At 63.5% G+C, this 14,294-nt stretch carries 15 protein-coding genes and 1 tRNA gene; 1 reads left to right on the forward strand and 15 read right to left on the reverse strand.

What is annotated here, in order from left to right:
- Positions 1 to 2 precede the first annotated feature (2 nt).
- The 14 genes from nuoF to ACLV74_RS13930 all read right to left on the reverse strand — a co-directional run bounded on the left by nuoF (position 3) and on the right by ACLV74_RS13930 (position 12,516).
- Positions 3 to 1,406, reverse strand: coding sequence for an NADH-quinone oxidoreductase subunit NuoF (gene nuoF, locus ACLV74_RS13865; protein WP_411879976.1), 1,404 nt, complete (start codon positions 1,404 to 1,406; stop codon positions 3 to 5).
- Positions 1,403 to 1,897, reverse strand: a complete 495-nt coding sequence (gene nuoE / locus ACLV74_RS13870; protein ID WP_411879977.1) for an NADH-quinone oxidoreductase subunit NuoE — start codon at positions 1,895 to 1,897, stop codon at positions 1,403 to 1,405. Before nuoE ends, nuoF begins: the two co-directional genes overlap by 4 nt.
- 17 nt (positions 1,898 to 1,914) lie before the next feature.
- Positions 1,915 to 3,168: an NADH-quinone oxidoreductase subunit D gene (locus ACLV74_RS13875; RefSeq protein ID WP_411879978.1), complete on the reverse strand. Its 1,254-nt coding sequence runs from the start codon at positions 3,166 to 3,168 to the stop codon at positions 1,915 to 1,917.
- Positions 3,169 to 3,193: 25 nt separating this feature from the next.
- A complete protein-coding gene (locus ACLV74_RS13880; RefSeq protein WP_411879979.1) occupies positions 3,194 to 3,802 on the reverse strand; it encodes an NADH-quinone oxidoreductase subunit C in 609 nt (202 codons plus the stop codon).
- Positions 3,803 to 3,805: 3 nt separating this feature from the next.
- Positions 3,806 to 4,285, reverse strand: coding sequence for a NuoB/complex I 20 kDa subunit family protein (locus ACLV74_RS13885; RefSeq protein WP_007864469.1), 480 nt, complete (start codon positions 4,283 to 4,285; stop codon positions 3,806 to 3,808).
- Between the two features lie 62 nt (positions 4,286 to 4,347).
- Entirely contained in the window at positions 4,348 to 4,707 is a 360-nt protein-coding gene (locus ACLV74_RS13890; RefSeq protein ID WP_007864471.1) for an NADH-quinone oxidoreductase subunit A, read from the reverse strand.
- 99 nt (positions 4,708 to 4,806) lie between these two features.
- Positions 4,807 to 4,891: transfer RNA gene (locus tag ACLV74_RS13895), tRNA-Leu, on the reverse strand.
- Positions 4,892 to 5,010: 119 nt separating this feature from the next.
- Positions 5,011 to 5,430, reverse strand: coding sequence for a preprotein translocase subunit SecG (gene secG / locus ACLV74_RS13900; protein WP_411879980.1), 420 nt, complete (start codon positions 5,428 to 5,430; stop codon positions 5,011 to 5,013).
- 36 nt (positions 5,431 to 5,466) lie between these two features.
- Positions 5,467 to 6,222, reverse strand: a complete 756-nt coding sequence (tpiA, locus tag ACLV74_RS13905; RefSeq protein WP_411879981.1) for a triose-phosphate isomerase — start codon at positions 6,220 to 6,222, stop codon at positions 5,467 to 5,469.
- A 7-nt stretch (positions 6,223 to 6,229) separates the two neighbouring features.
- Positions 6,230 to 7,216, reverse strand: coding sequence for an NAD(P)H-quinone oxidoreductase (locus ACLV74_RS13910; protein WP_411879982.1), 987 nt, complete (start codon positions 7,214 to 7,216; stop codon positions 6,230 to 6,232).
- Positions 7,217 to 7,292: 76 nt separating this feature from the next.
- Entirely contained in the window at positions 7,293 to 9,410 is a 2,118-nt protein-coding gene (pnp, locus tag ACLV74_RS13915; protein WP_411879983.1) for a polyribonucleotide nucleotidyltransferase, read from the reverse strand.
- Between the two features lie 221 nt (positions 9,411 to 9,631).
- On the reverse strand, positions 9,632 to 9,898 hold the full coding sequence (rpsO, locus tag ACLV74_RS13920; RefSeq protein ID WP_348046953.1) for a 30S ribosomal protein S15: 267 nt from the start codon (positions 9,896 to 9,898) through the stop codon (positions 9,632 to 9,634).
- Positions 9,899 to 10,032: 134 nt separating this feature from the next.
- Positions 10,033 to 11,220: a pyridoxal phosphate-dependent aminotransferase gene (locus ACLV74_RS13925; protein WP_411879984.1), complete on the reverse strand. Its 1,188-nt coding sequence runs from the start codon at positions 11,218 to 11,220 to the stop codon at positions 10,033 to 10,035.
- Between the two features lie 57 nt (positions 11,221 to 11,277).
- A complete protein-coding gene (locus ACLV74_RS13930) occupies positions 11,278 to 12,516 on the reverse strand; it encodes a branched-chain amino acid ABC transporter substrate-binding protein (protein WP_411879985.1) in 1,239 nt (412 codons plus the stop codon).
- Between the two features lie 168 nt (positions 12,517 to 12,684).
- Here ACLV74_RS13930 and ACLV74_RS13935 point away from each other — a divergent pair, with 168 nt between their 5' ends.
- Positions 12,685 to 13,086 (forward strand): Hsp20/alpha crystallin family protein, encoded by a 402-nt coding sequence (locus tag ACLV74_RS13935; protein WP_411879986.1) that lies wholly within the window; start codon positions 12,685 to 12,687, stop codon positions 13,084 to 13,086.
- Between the two features lie 95 nt (positions 13,087 to 13,181).
- Here the strand turns inward: ACLV74_RS13935 and tsaD are convergent, their stop codons facing one another.
- Positions 13,182 to 14,225 carry a tRNA (adenosine(37)-N6)-threonylcarbamoyltransferase complex transferase subunit TsaD gene (tsaD, locus tag ACLV74_RS13940; RefSeq protein WP_411879987.1) on the reverse strand — a complete coding sequence of 348 codons (1,044 nt, stop codon included), beginning with the start codon at positions 14,223 to 14,225 and terminating at the stop codon, positions 13,182 to 13,184.
- Positions 14,226 to 14,294: the final 69 nt, after the last annotated feature.

Consider the following 14,294-nt stretch of genomic DNA (forward strand, 5'->3'; position numbering starts at 1 on the left):
CTTCAGGCTTGCGCAGCAGCCGAAGCCTGGGATGTGGGAACTTGAGGGGCCGGCGTCTTGATCATGGCTTCAAACTCATGACGGAAATGCTTGATCATGGCGCGCACCGGCATGGCCGCGGCATCGCCGAGCGCGCAGATGGTGCGGCCCTGGATGTTGTCGGCGACCGAGTTGAGCAGGTCCATGTCGGTCTGCTTGCCGTGGCCGTTGTGGATGCGGTCCACGACGCGCCAGAGCCAGCCCGTGCCTTCGCGGCAAGGCGTGCATTGCCCGCAGGACTCGTGCATGTAGAAATAGGAGAGGCGCTTGAGCGACTCGACCATGCAACGGCTGTCGTCCATCACGATCACCGCGCCCGAGCCCAGCATGGAGCCGGCCTTGGCGATGGAGTCGTAGTCCATGGTGCAGTCCATCATGATGGAAGCCGGCAGCACCGGCGCCGACGATCCGCCGGGGATCACGGCCTTGAGCGTGCGGCCCTTGCGCACACCGCCGGCGAGCTCCAGCAGCTTGGAGAACGGCGTGCCCATGGGCACTTCGTAGTTACCCGGCAGTTCGACGTCGCCCGAGACCGAATAGATCTTGGTGCCGCCGTTGTTGGGCTTGCCGCATTCGAGGTAGGCCTGGCCGCCGTTGCGGATGATCCAGGGCACCGCCGCGAAGGTTTCGGTGTTGTTGATGGTGGTGGGCTTGCCGTAGAGGCCGAAGCTGGCCGGGAACGGCGGCTTGAAGCGCGGCTGGCCTTTTTTGCCCTCGAGCGACTCGAGCAGCGCGGTTTCTTCGCCGCAGATGTAGGCGCCGAAGCCGTGCGAGGCATGAAGCTGGAAGCTGTAACCGCTGCCGAGAATGTTGTCGCCCAGCAGGCCGGCGGCGCGGGCTTCTTCCAGCGCCTCTTCAAAGCGCTGGTAGGTCGCGAAGATTTCGCCGTGGATGTAGTTGTAGCCCACGCTGATGCCCATGGCGTAGGCGGCAATCGCCATGCCCTCGATCACGCTGTGCGGGTTGTACTGCATGATGTCGCGGTCTTTGCAGGTGCCCGGCTCGCCCTCGTCCGAGTTGCAGACCAGGTACTTCTGGCCCGGGAACTGGCGCGGCATGAAGCTCCACTTGAGCCCGGTCGGGAAACCCGCGCCGCCGCGGCCGCGCAGGCTGCCGGCCTTGACTTCGGCAATGACCTGGTCGGGCGTCATGCCCTCGCCGCCGTCCTGCTTGAGAATCTTGCGCAGGGCCTGGTAGCCGCCGCGCGCTTCGTAGTCCTTGAGCCGCCAGTTGCTGCCGTCGAGGTCGGCCAGGATCTGCGGGTTGATGTGCCGGCCGTGGAAGCAGCTCTGCACGCCGGTGGCCGCGAACTGGGACAGCACGCTTTGCGCGGCTGCGCTGTGGGGATTCAGGGGTGCGAGCGTCATGGTTGCTTTGCCTCGGCGGATTTGAGACCTTCGATGAGCTGGTCCAGCTTCTCGTTGCTCATGAAGCTGCACATGGTGAGGTCGTTGACAAGCATCACGGGCGAGTCGGCGCAAGCGCCCAGGCATTCGGACTGCTGCAGCGTGAAGAGGCCGTCGGCGCTGGTCTCGCCCATGGCGATGCCCAGCTTGTGCTCCAGGTGCTTGAGCGCCTTGGCACCGTCGCGCAGCTGGCAAGGCAGGTTGGTGCAGACGTTGAGCTTGTACTTGCCAACGGGGCGCTGGTTGTACATGTTGTAGAAGGTGGTGACCTCATGCACGGCTATGGGCGCCATGCCGAGGTATTCGGCCACGACTTTTTCGCTCTCGGCGCTCACGTAGCCGTGCTCTTCCTGCAGGATGGTCAGGCAGGCCATGACGGCCGACTGCTTCTGGTCCGCGGGATATTTGGCAACTTCGCGGTCGAAGCGCGCTCGGGTTTGTTCAGAAATCATGGGGGAAACCATCCGGTTTAGCGATCAATCTCACCGAACACGATGTCCATGGTGCCGATCACGGCGACGGCATCGGCAATCATGTGGCCGCGCGACATCTCGTCCATGGCCGCGAGGTGCGGGAAGCCCGGCGGGCGGATCTTCAGGCGGTAAGGCTTGTTGGCGCCGTCGCTCACGATGTAGATGCCGAACTCGCCCTTGGGGTGCTCGACCGCCGCGTAGGCTTCGCCTTCGGGGACGTGAAAGCCCTCGGTGAAGAGCTTGAAGTGGTGGATCAGCTCTTCCATGTTGGACTTCATGGATTCGCGGTCCGGCGCGGCGACCTTGTGGTTGCTGGTGATCACGGGGCCGGGATTCACGCGCAGCCAGTCAATGCACTGCTTGATGATGCGGTTGGACTGGCGCATCTCTTCGATGCGGACCAGGTAGCGGTCGTAGCAGTCGCCGGTCTTGCCGACCGGGATGTCGAAGTCCATCTTGTCGTAGACGTCGTAGGGCTGCTGCTTGCGCAGGTCCCAGGCAAAACCCGACCCCCTGAGCATGGGGCCGGTGAAGCCGAGGTTGAGTGCGCGCTCGGGCGAGACGACACCGACGCCGACGGTGCGCTGCTTCCAGATGCGGTTGTCGGTCAGCAGCGTTTCGTATTCGTCGACGTAATTCGGGAACTTGTTGGTGAAGTCTTCGATGAAGTCGAGCAGCGAACCCTGGCGGTTCTCGTTCAGCGCCGCGATGGCCTTGGCGTTCTTGACTTTGCTGACGCGATACTGAGGCATGCTGTCGGGCAGGTCTCGGTAGACGCCACCCGGGCGGAAGTAGGCCGCATGCATGCGCGCGCCGGAGACGGCCTCGTACATGTCGAACAGCGCCTCGCGTTCGCGGAAGCAGTAAATCAGGATGTTCATCGCCCCGCAGTCGAAACCGTGCGCGCCCAGCCACAGCAGGTGGTTGAGCAGGCGAGTGATTTCGGCGTACATCACGCGGATGTACTGCGCACGCACCGGCACGTCGACGCCGAGCAGCTTCTCGATGGCCAGGCAGTAGGCGTGTTCGTTGGACATCATCGAGACGTAGTCCAGGCGGTCCATGTAAGGCAGAGACTGGATGTAGGTCTTGCTTTCGGCCAGCTTTTCGGTCGCGCGGTGCAGCAGGCCGATGTGCGGGTCGGCGCGCTGGATCACTTCGCCGTCGAGCTCAAGCACCAGGCGCAGCACACCGTGCGCCGCGGGGTGCTGGGGTCCAAAGTTGAGCGTGTAGTTTTTGATTTCAGCCATGTGGGGTATCTCTTGCCTGCGCCGCTTACTGCAGTCCGCCGTAGTTGTCTTCGCGGATCACGCGCGGGGTGATCTCGCGCGGCTCTATGGTGACCGGCTGGTAAATCACGCGCTTTTGCTCAGGGTCGTAGCGCATTTCCACATGGCCCGAGGTCGGGAAATCCTTGCGGAAAGGATGACCGATGAAGCCGTAGTCCGTCAGGATGCGGCGCAGGTCGTTGTGGCCTTCGAAGATGATGCCGTAGAGGTCGAAGGCTTCGCGCTCGAACCAGTTGGCCGAGTTCCAGATGCCGTTGAGCGAATCCACCACGGGGAAATCGTCGTCCGGGCAGAACACCTTGAGGCGCACGCGCTGGTTGAGGCTGACCGACAGCAGGTGCGACGCCACGCAGTAGCGCAGGCCGTCGTACTGGCCGTCCCTGTACTCGGAATAGTCGACGCCGCACAGGTCGATGAGTTGCTCGAAGCGGCAGCCGGGCGCATCGCGCAGCAAGGTGGCGGCGGCCAGGTAATCGGCGGCGGCGACCGTGAGGGTGATTTCACCCAGTGCGGTCTTCAGCGTTTTGACTTTGTCACCGAGAACGGCTTGAATCGTTTCGGCGAGTTGCTCCATGGACACGGGAGAAGAGGACATGCTTTATGCCCTCGCAATCGTGTTGGTGCGGCGGATTTTCTGTTGCAGCTGGATGATCCCGTACATCAGGGCTTCCGCCGTGGGCGGGCAGCCGGGCACGTACACGTCCACCGGCACGATACGGTCGCAGCCGCGGACCACGGAATAACTGTAGTGGTAGTAGCCGCCGCCGTTGGCGCACGAGCCCATGGACAGCACCCAGCGCGGCTCGGACATCTGGTCGTACACCTTGCGCAGGGCCGGGCCCATCTTGTTGCACAGCGTGCCGGCCACGATCATCAGGTCGGACTGGCGCGGACTGGGACGGAACAACATGCCGAAACGGTCCAGGTCGTAACGCGCCGCGCCCGCATGCATCATTTCGACGGCGCAGCAGGCCAGGCCGAACGTCATGGGCCAGAGCGAACCCGTCTTGGCCCAGTTCACCACCGAGTCGTAACTCGTGGTCATGAAGCCTTCGTTGAAAACACCTTCAAGTGACATACCCGTACCTTTGTGGCGAAACCCGCCCTAGACCCTGGAAACCCTCGGGATCTCTTCTCTTCTTATTCCCAGTCCAGGGCACCTTTTTTCCACTCGTAGACAAAGCCCACGACCAGAATGCCCAGGAAAATCATGACCGACCAGAAACCGACGGGGCCGATTTCCTTGAGCGCCACGGCCCAGGGAAAAAGAAACGCGATTTCGAGGTCAAAAAGAATGAAGAGGATGGCGACCAGGTAGTAGCGCACATCGAATTTCATGCGGGCATCTTCGAAAGCCTCGAAGCCGCATTCATAAGGGGAATTTTTTTCGCTGTCGGGGCGCACAGGGCCCAACAAACGCCCCAGGACCTGGGGCACCACGCCGACACCCACACCGACCAGAATAAACAGGAGAACAGGAAGGTATTGATCGAGGTTCATCGTGGATTCAACTTCTGAAAAGCCACCTGTGCGGTTTGTTTCAGCTTGCCGTTTGAGCCGACGGCATCGCCGGAGCGCTGCTGCCGATGCATGTCAATCTGGTGCGGACGGCGAGACTCGAACTCGCACACCTTTCGGCACTACCCCCTCAAGATAGCGTGTCTACCAATTTCACCACGTCCGCGGTTTTATATTTCACTGTCTGGATGGCATGAGGAACCTTGCGGTTTTGGCTTTCCAGACAGTCTTAGAGTTTACCCTGAAATACCACTTCCCTCGTCGGGAGGCGGCAGCAAAATCACGTTATTTCGTCGGGATTTGCGCGGAGCCCGATGCGGCCGGCGCAGGCGGCGCCGGAACTGCGGCGCTGGTACTTGCAGGCGCGGTGGTTCCAGGGATTTGGCCGACACCGGAAGCCGCGGTGGCAGGCGCAGGCGCCGTTACTGCGGCACCTTCCAGCACGCTGGAACTGTTGCGCGGCAGCGAAGCACCGCCGAAGTAAGCAAGCAGCAAGGTGCATGCAAAAAACAGGGCCGCGAGAACACCGGTGCTGCGCGACAGGAAGTTGGCGCTGCCGCTGGCACCGAACAGGCTGCCCGAGCCGCCGCTGCCGAATGCCGCGCCCATGTCGGCGCCCTTGCCGTGCTGCACCAGGATCAGGCCGATCATGCCGAGCGCCGAGAGCATTTGCACGGCGAGGACAATGGTTAATACAACGTTCATATCTACTCCTAAATTAATAGCGTTCTGCGCTCGTCGTTAACGGGCTGCAGCAATGATGGTCAAGAAATCGGGGGCTTTGAGCGAGGCGCCGCCAATCAGGCCGCCGTCGATGTCGGGCTGGGCCAGCAGCGTTGCCGCATTGGCCGCGTTCATGCTTCCGCCGTACAGGATTTTCACACGCGCGAACTGGTCCGTCGCGGCCTTCAGCTGGGCGCGCAGCACCGCATGCACCGCCTGCGCTTCTTCGGGCGACGCTGTCTTGCCGGTGCCTATGGCCCACACGGGTTCATAGGCCACGACGATTTCGCTGATGCAATGGCCGTTGGTGTGAATCACTGCGGCCAGCTGGCGCTTGACGACTTCTTCGGTGTGGCCGGCTTCGCGCTCGGCCAGTGTCTCGCCCACGCAGACGATGGGCGTGATGCCCGATGCCAGCGCGGCCTTGGCCTTGTCGGCCACGAGCGCATCGGTTTCGCCGTGATACTGGCGGCGCTCCGAATGGCCGACGATGGCGTAGCGGCACGCAAAATCCTTGAGCATGGCGGCACTCACCTCACCGGTGTAAGCGCCGGAGGCTTGTGCCGAGACGTCCTGCGCGCCCAGGTCAATGGCCGCGAGGCCGGGCTGCGCCGAACGCATCGCCTGCACCTGCGCCAGGTAAGGCGCGGGCACACAGACCGCCACTTCGCAAGACGGCGGCGTCGCCAGGCCTTGCGCCAGCGCGTCCAGCAGGGCCGCGTTGGCGGCCAGGCTGCCGTTCATCTTCCAGTTTCCCGCAATGAGTTTTTTCATCTTTGGCTCACCAGGTCAAAACAATTTTGCCGATATGCGAATTCGACTCCATCAGTGCATGGGCCTTGGCGGCATCAGCCGCGGCAAAAGTGCTGTGGATGACCGGTTTGATCCTGCCCGATGAAAGCAAGGGCCAGACTTTTTCTTTGAGCGCTTTCGCAATCGCGGCCTTGAACTCGACGGAGCGCGGACGCAAGGTCGAACCGGTGATGGTCAGCCGCTTGCGCAACACGAGGGCTGCATTGATCTCGGCCTTGACACCGCCCTGCACCGCAATGATGACAAGGCGGCCGTCTTCGGCCAGGCATTCGATCTCACGCGCCACATAGCTGCCGGCCACCATGTCGAGAATGACGTTGACGCCCTGCCCCTGGGTCAGCTTTTTCACCTCTTCGGCAAAGTCGCTGGCCTTGTAGTTGATGGCGTGGTCGGCACCCAGGGCAACGCAGGCTGCGCATTTGTCGTCGCTGCCGGCCGTGACCAGCACCGTGGCGCCCATGGCCTTGGCGATCTGGATCGCCGTGACGCCTATGCCGCTGGAGCCACCCTGGATCAGCAGGGTTTCACCCGACTGCAGGCGGGCGCGCTCGAACACATTGCTCCAGACCGTGAAAAAGGTCTCGGGCAGCGAAGCCGCCTCGATGTCGCTGAGGCCCTCAGGCACCGGCAGGCATTGCCCCACGGGTGCGACGCACAGCTCGGCATAACCCCCGCCGGCCACCAGCGCGCAGACGCGGTCGCCGAGCTTGAGGCCGGCAGCGGCCATGGCCTTGGCATCGCCGGAGACGATCACGCCGGCGACTTCCAGCCCCGGAATGTCGGATGCGCCCGGCGGCACCGGGTAGTTGCCCATGCGTTGCAACACGTCGGGGCGGTTCACGCCGCTGGCGTTCACGCGGATCACCACCTCGCCAGGCCCTTCGGTGGGTGCGGGGCGCGCGCCCAGACGCAACACCTCGGGCGCGCCGTAGGAGGTAATTTCAACAGCTTTCATGGGGTATGCAGTTCATTTGCGCCGCCGGCGCCCGCTACACGGGCGCTGGCGGCTGCAAAATCCGTCGCAAGACGGATCAGCCGCGGTCCTGATCCTGGGCCGGACGGTCCAGCAAGGCCTTCATCGACAGCTTGACGCGGCCTTTTTCGTCGGTCTCGAGAACCTTGACCTTGACGATCTGGCCTTCAGTCAGGTAGTCGGTGACTTTCTCGACACGCTCGTGGGCGATCTGGCTGATGTGCAGCAGGCCGTCCTTGCCGGGCAGGAGGTTGATCAGGGCGCCGAAGTCCAGGATCTTGGTGACCGGGCCTTCGTAGACCTTGCCGATCTCGACTTCAGCGGTGATCTCGGCGATGCGGCGCTTGGCCTCGTCGGCCTTGGCGCTGTCGTTCGAGGCGATGGTGATGGTGCCGTCTTCCTCGATGTTGATCTGCGTGCCGGTTTCTTCGGTCAGTGCGCGGATGACGGCGCCGCCCTTGCCGATCACGTCGCGGATCTTCTCGGGGTTGATCTTCATGACGTAGAGGCGCGGTGCGAAGTCGGACACTTCGGCCTTGGCCTCGCCCATGGCTTCCTGCATCTTGCCCAGGATGTGCATGCGGGCTTCCTTGGCTTGCGCCAGCGCGACCTGCATGATTTCCTTGGTGATGCCCTGGATCTTGATGTCCATCTGCAATGCGGTAATACCGAAGGTGGTACCGGCAACCTTGAAGTCCATGTCGCCCAGGTGATCTTCGTCGCCCAGGATGTCGGTCAGCACGGCGAAGCGGTTGTCTTCCTTGATCAGGCCCATGGCGATACCGGCCACGTGGGCTTTCATCGGCACGCCGGCGTCCATCAGCGACAGGCAGCCGCCGCAGACCGAAGCCATCGACGAGGAGCCGTTGGATTCGGTGATTTCAGACACCACGCGCATGGTGTACGGGAATTCTTCCTTGGTAGGCAGCACGGCGATCAGCGCGCGCTTGGCCAGGCGGCCGTGGCCGATTTCGCGGCGTTTCGGGCTGCCGACACGGCCGGTTTCGCCGGTGGCGAACGGAGGCATGTTGTAGTGCAGCATGAAGCGGTCTTCGTAGTCGCCGGACAGCGCGTCGATGCGCTGCGCGTCGCGCTCGGTGCCCAGCGTGGTCACGACCAGAGCCTGGGTTTCGCCGCGCGTGAACAGGGCAGAACCGTGGGTGCGCGGCAGCACGCTGTTGCGGATTTCAATCGGGCGCACGGTGCGGGTATCACGGCCGTCAATGCGTGGCTCGCCGGACAGGATCTGGTTGCGCACGATCTTGGCTTCGATGTCGAACAGCATGCCGTCAACGGCGACGGCGTCAAACTCGACGCCCTCGGCCTTCAGGCCCGCCTTGGTCCAGGTGGTCACTTCGCGCGTGGCGTGGGTGCGGGCCTGCTTGTTGCGGATCTGGTAAGCGGCCCGCAGTTTTTCTTCGGCCAGCGCGCCGACCTTGGCGATCAGCACTTCGTCCTTGGGAGGAGCGCGCCAGTCCCAGACCGGCTTGCCGGCGTCGCGCACGAGTTCGTGGATCGCGCTGATGGCGATGTTGCCCTGCTCATGGCCGAACACCACGGCGCCGAGCATGATTTCTTCGGACAGTTGCTGGGCTTCGGACTCGACCATCAGCACGGCGGCTTCGGTGCCGGCCACGACGAGGTCCATCTTCGATTCCTTGAGCTGGGTCTTGCCGGGGTTCAGCACGTACTGGCCGTCGATGTAGGCCACGCGCGCGGCGCCGATGGGGCCGTTGAACGGGATGCCGGAGATCGACAGGGCCGCGCTCGAGGCGATCAGCGCGGGGATGTCGCCTTCGACTTCAGGGTTCAGCGACAGCACGTGGATCACGACCTGCACTTCGTTGAAGAAGCCTTCGGGGAACAGCGGGCGGATCGGGCGGTCGATCAGGCGGGAGGTCAGCGTTTCGAATTCGCTGGGGCGGCCTTCGCGCTTGAAGAAGCTGCCGGGAATTCGGCCGGCGGCGTAGGTTTTTTCGAGGTAGTCGACGGTCAGGGGGAAGAAGTCCTGGCCGGGCTTTGCGTCGGTCTTGGCGACCACGGTGGCCAGCACCACGGTGCCGTCCATGTCAACGACGACGGCGCCGCCGGACTGGCGGGCGATTTCGCCGGTTTCCATCGTGACCTTGTGCTGGCCCCATTGGAAGGATTTGCTGACTTTGTTGAAAATGCTCATGTTCTTATCTCCACTAAATTCACGCGCTTGAGGCAGCGCGGGAGGCCCGGAGCGGCGGCTGGCTGAACACGATGCCATTCCACAAAATGCCTGAAATCAGCGGGCTGACCAGGGGCTTTTCTTGTGGAATGACACAGCGCGTGTTCGTTTTGCCTTGCTCCGAAGTAAAAAGCGCCTGAGCTAGTGAACTAACTCAGGCGCTTTCAAATCGTTGTTACCGATTACTTGCGCAGGCCAAGCTTGGCAATCAGCGCGGTGTAACGTTCGGCATCCTTGGACTTCAGGTAGTCCAGCAGCTTGCGGCGGCGGCTCACCATGCGCAGCAGACCGCGGCGGCCGTGGTGATCCTTGGCGTTGGCCTTGAAATGGGGGGTCAGTTCGTTGATGCGGCCGGTGAGCAGCGCCACTTGAACTTCAGGGCTGCCGGTGTCGCCGGCGGCGCGGGCGTTGGCCTGAACGATTTCGGCCTTGATTGATTTTGCAATCATGTTTTCTCTTTCCTGCACCGAGGTGCGCTTGCGAGCGAAGCAGCGTTCCCGACATGGGAGTGAATAAACCGCTTTCGTCGTGTTCCGGCAGGCAAAAGGCCAAAAAATGGCCTCAAACTGCGCAGAGCCTTGGATTATAGCCCAAGCCATCGCCGTAGGCGCTCAACCCCCTGCCCCAGCCGGTCAAGGTCCTGGCTGGCGAAACACCAGCGCAGCCATCCCTGGGCCTCGGGCCCGGGATTGACCATGAAGGCGTTGCCGGGCGCCAGGCCCAGCCCGGCCTCCACGACCAGGCGTTTGGCCGTCTCCAGCGAGTCGCCGTAGCGGGCCTGGTCTTCCAGGCGGAAAAAGGCGTACATGCCGCCCTTGGCCGGCGCCAGTTGCACGCCCGGCACGGCCTGCAACAGCGGCACCAGGGTGTCGCGGCAGGTTTTGAGGTGGGCGACCACGCGGGGCGTGATGTCGGCCGTGCACTCTATGGCCACCAGCCCGGCCCGCTGCACAAAGACCGGCGCGCAGGAGGTATTAAATTCCACCAGCTTGCCCATGTGCGGCGTCATGCTGGCCGGCATCACCAGCCAGCCCAGGCGCCAGCCGGTCATCAGAAAACTTTTGGAAAAGCTGTGAACCACCACCAGGCGGTCTTCCGGCGCTGCGATGTCGAGAAAACTGGGCGCGCAGCCATTGGGGGTCGGCTCGTAATACAGCCGCTCATAGACCTCGTCGGCGAGTATCCAGGTGCCGGTTTTGCGGCAATGCGCCAGGATGGCCTCCTGCTCGGCGCGCGCCAGGGTCCAGCCGGTGGGGTTGTTGGGCGCGTTGAGGATCAGCAACCTGGTCGCCGGCGTGATGGCGGCCAGTAACTCGGCCATGTCGAGCTGCCATTGCCCCGCCACCGGCTTGAGGCTCACGCATTTCACCCGCGCGCCCATGATGGCCGGTTGGGCCGTCAGGTTGGGCCAGACCGGCGTCACCGCCACGACTTCGTCGCCCGCATCGACCAGCGCCTGCACGGCCAACATCAGCGCATTGACGCCGCCCGAGGTTACCGCGATGCGCTCGGCCGTGATGGGCGCGGCGCCCGGGCAGCGCAGGCCTGTGGCGTAGCCGGCAATCGCCTCGCGCAGCTCGGGCAAGCCGAGGTTGTGGGCATAAAAAGTCTCACCCTGCTGCAGCGAGGCCGCCGCCGCGTCGCGGATAAAGGCCGGCGTGACCTCGTCGCTTTCGCCGAACCAGAACTTGAGCACGTCGCTGCGCCCCATGCCCGCGTTGGCGACCTGGCGGATCATGGATTCTTCAAGGTTTAAAACGGCCTGTCTCATGGGAATGTTTCGATCTGCCTGCCGGCGTCAATCAATAAAAAAGAAAAGGGCAAAGGCTCAGGGCCGGACCATCTTGCAGCTGCTCGGCTGCTCTGCCCGTTCGGGCGAAATCGTCTTGATCACGCGAAAGCCGTAACCCGAGCCTTCCACGTCGAACTTCACGCCCGGTGAGCCCTGCTTGCCCATCAGCGCCACCAGCAAGGGCTGCTGGAACTGGTGGTCGACAGCGCGCATCGCGCCCTGGTGGCCTGCGAAGGTCACAGTGCTGCGCTCGAGCTGCGCCGCGACGGCGCCGGCCTCGGCGCTGCCGGCCTTGTCGATGCTTTGGGCCAGGGCTTCGACCATGAGCTGCATGCGCATGTGCACATAGTCGTCCTGCGGCCTGGGAAAACGCTGGCGGAAGGACTGGTAGAAAGCCTCGGACTGCGCGCCCGGCTCGTTGGGGAACCAGTCGGCCACCGCAACGACCTTGCCCACGCCGGCATCACCCAGCGCGCCCGGCACACCCAGCGCATTGCCGTAGAAGGTGTAGAACTTGCCCTCGTAGCCCACTTCCTTGGCGGCCTTGATCAGCAAGGTCAGGTCGTTGCCCCAGTTGCCCGTCAGAACCGCCTGCGCGCCGCTGGCCTTGATCTTCGCGGCGTAGGGAATGAAATCCTTGACGCGGCCCAGCGCGTGCAGTTCGTCCCCCACGATCTGCACGTCGGGGCGCTGCACGCCGAGCTGCCTGCGCGCCTCGCGCAGCACCGCCTGGCCGAAGCTGTAGTCCTGGCCGAACAGGTAAATGCTCTTGAGCGCCTTGTCGTCCTTGAGCACGTCCATCAGCGCGGCCATGCGCATGTCGGCATGCGCGTCGAAGCGGAAGTGCCAGTAGCTGCATTTTTCGTTGGTCAGGATGGGGTCGACCGCCGAGTAGTTGAGGAAGAGCACGCGCTTGTTCGGCTCGCGCTCGTTGTGCTTGTTGATGGCGTCTATGAGCACCGCGGCGATCGCCGACGAATTTCCTTGCGCGATGACGGTCACGCCGTCGTCGATGGCCGAGCGCAAGGCGGCCAGAGCCTCTTCATTCTGGCCCTTGTTGTCGTAGCGCTCGACCACCAGCTTGCGCGCGCCGCCGGCCAGCGTCACGCCGCCGCGCGCATTGACGCGTTCCGTGGCCCACACAAGGTTGCGGAATACCGCCTCGCCGGTATTGGCGAAGGAGCCCGACAGGCTTTCGATCAGCGCGATGCGGACCGGCGGCGGGCTCGCGGTCTGTGCCGCGGCGGCCAGCGAGGCGCCAAGACATAGGGCCATGAACAGGCGTTTCAAGTGTTTCCGCATAAAAAAATAGACCTCCGGCTTTTGCTTGATCTGGCTTGAATAAACGGCACGCACACCTAACTGGTGAGCATGCGGCAATCACGGTGAGCGCCGCGCAGTGTAAGGGGAAAACACCCCTTGTTAACCCATCAAGGAATCGACATGTTTTACTCTCTCGCCAACCGCCCCGCCCGCGCCTTTCATCGCCACTATGCGCCCGTCGTGAGCAACGGCGCACTGGAAAAATTCCTCAACGACACCTTCTCTTCAATCTCCGACACCGGCGCCGCCAAGGCCGCCAGCGTGGAAGACCTTGAAAAGGCCTACACCCTGCAACTCGACGTCCCAGGCCTGACCCGCGAACAGCTGGACATCGGCATTGAAGGCGACGTGGTCCGCGTTTCCAGCAAGGAAGATGCTGCGCGCAAGGTCAAGGCCGCATGGCGCTTTCCGCTGGAAATCGACACCGCCAACAGCACGGCCAAACTCGAAAACGGCGTGCTGACCCTGACGCTGGGCAAGAAGGTCCCTGTCAGCAACGTTACCCACCTCAACATCCAGTAATCACCGATCGAGCCGGTATCCGTCCCTGCCAGCCAGGGCCGCGGAACCGGCTCTGCCGGGCCGCAGGCGCAGCGGCCCCCTCGGGGGGCAGGAAGCTACGCGGAGCGAGCGACCGTGGGGGCCAATTCCCAGCGCGGTTTCACGTCAAAGGTGTAGCCGCGCTGCGGCGTTTCCAGCCCCGCCTGCAGCCGCATCGCGGCGGCCAGCGCAATCATCGCGCCGTTGTCGGTGCACAGATGCAACTCGGGGTAATGCACGCGGATGCCGCGCTGCCTGCACACCGCATTGAGCTGGCTGCGCAGCAATGAGTTCGCGCCCACACCGCCGGCCACCACCAGGCGCTTGAGCCCGGTTTGCGCCATGGCAGCCAGTGATTTTTTCACCAGCACTTCGACAATCGCCGCCTGCGTGGACGCTGCCAGGTCGGCCTTGCGGCTGTCCAGCTCGGTGCCCAGTTTTTTGGCTTGCGTGAGTACCGCGGTCTTGAGCCCGGCAAAGGAAAAATCGAGGTCTCCGCTGTGCAGCAAAGGCCTCGGCAGCTTGAAGGCCGCGCTGTCGCCGCCCTCGGCCAGTTTCGCCAGGTGCGGGCCGCCCGGGTAAGGCAGGCCCATGAGCTTGGCCGATTTGTCAAAAGCCTCGCCGGCCGCGTCGTCAATGGTTTCACCGAGCAACTCGTAGCTGCCCACGCGGTCCACGCGCATCAGCTGGGTATGGCCGCCGGACACCAGCAAGGCCACGAACGGGAATTCAGGGGGATCGGCGCTCAGGAAGGGCGAAAGCAGATGTCCTTCAAGGTGGTGCACGCCCATGGCCGGCTTGCCCAGCGCCGCCGCCAGTGAGCAGGCCGCGCCGGCACCCACCAGCAACGCGCCGGCCAGGCCCGGCCCGCGTGTGTAGGCCACCACGTCGACCTGCGCCAGGCTGCGGCCCGCCTCGGCCATCACCTGGCGCGTCAACGGCAACACGCGCCGGATGTGGTCGCGGCTGGCCAGTTCCGGCACCACGCCGCCATAGGCCTGGTGCATGGCGATCTGGCTGTACAGCGCGTGCGCAAGCAGGCGCGGAACACCGGGGCCGGACGCATCAGCCAGCGCCACGCCGGTTTCGTCGCAACTCGATTCAAATCCAAGGACAATCATTGCCCCGAGTGTACGGTTTGAGGAATATCCGTGGTCTGCAAGGGACGCGGGAAAGGTACTCCTCCTTCC

It is taken from the genome of Polaromonas sp. YR568 (assembly GCF_943369415.1).
GTDB lineage: Bacteria > Pseudomonadota > Gammaproteobacteria > Burkholderiales > Burkholderiaceae_C > Polaromonas.

What these genes read in the sequence shown, in the direction of transcription:
- nuoF (WP_411879976.1), bottom strand. Translation starts at nt 1,406, where the DNA reads ATGACGCTCGCACCCCTGAATCCCCACAGCGCAGCCGCGCAAAGCGTG.
- nuoE (WP_411879977.1), bottom strand. Translation starts at nt 1,897, where the DNA reads ATGATTTCTGAACAAACCCGAGCGCGCTTCGACCGCGAAGTTGCCAAA.
- ACLV74_RS13875 (WP_411879978.1), bottom strand. Translation starts at nt 3,168, where the DNA reads ATGGCTGAAATCAAAAACTACACGCTCAACTTTGGACCCCAGCACCCC.
- ACLV74_RS13880 (WP_411879979.1), bottom strand. Translation starts at nt 3,802, where the DNA reads ATGTCCTCTTCTCCCGTGTCCATGGAGCAACTCGCCGAAACGATTCAA.
- ACLV74_RS13885 (WP_007864469.1), bottom strand. Translation starts at nt 4,285, where the DNA reads ATGTCACTTGAAGGTGTTTTCAACGAAGGCTTCATGACCACGAGTTAC.
- ACLV74_RS13890 (WP_007864471.1), bottom strand. Translation starts at nt 4,707, where the DNA reads ATGAACCTCGATCAATACCTTCCTGTTCTCCTGTTTATTCTGGTCGGT.
- secG (WP_411879980.1), bottom strand. Translation starts at nt 5,430, where the DNA reads ATGAACGTTGTATTAACCATTGTCCTCGCCGTGCAAATGCTCTCGGCG.
- tpiA (WP_411879981.1), bottom strand. Translation starts at nt 6,222, where the DNA reads ATGAAAAAACTCATTGCGGGAAACTGGAAGATGAACGGCAGCCTGGCC.
- ACLV74_RS13910 (WP_411879982.1), bottom strand. Translation starts at nt 7,216, where the DNA reads ATGAAAGCTGTTGAAATTACCTCCTACGGCGCGCCCGAGGTGTTGCGT.
- pnp (WP_411879983.1), bottom strand. Translation starts at nt 9,410, where the DNA reads ATGAGCATTTTCAACAAAGTCAGCAAATCCTTCCAATGGGGCCAGCAC.
- rpsO (WP_348046953.1), bottom strand. Translation starts at nt 9,898, where the DNA reads ATGATTGCAAAATCAATCAAGGCCGAAATCGTTCAGGCCAACGCCCGC.
- ACLV74_RS13925 (WP_411879984.1), bottom strand. Translation starts at nt 11,220, where the DNA reads ATGAGACAGGCCGTTTTAAACCTTGAAGAATCCATGATCCGCCAGGTC.
- ACLV74_RS13930 (WP_411879985.1), bottom strand. Translation starts at nt 12,516, where the DNA reads ATGGCCCTATGTCTTGGCGCCTCGCTGGCCGCCGCGGCACAGACCGCG.
- ACLV74_RS13935 (WP_411879986.1), top strand. Translation starts at nt 12,685, where the DNA reads ATGTTTTACTCTCTCGCCAACCGCCCCGCCCGCGCCTTTCATCGCCAC.
- tsaD (WP_411879987.1), bottom strand. Translation starts at nt 14,225, where the DNA reads ATGATTGTCCTTGGATTTGAATCGAGTTGCGACGAAACCGGCGTGGCG.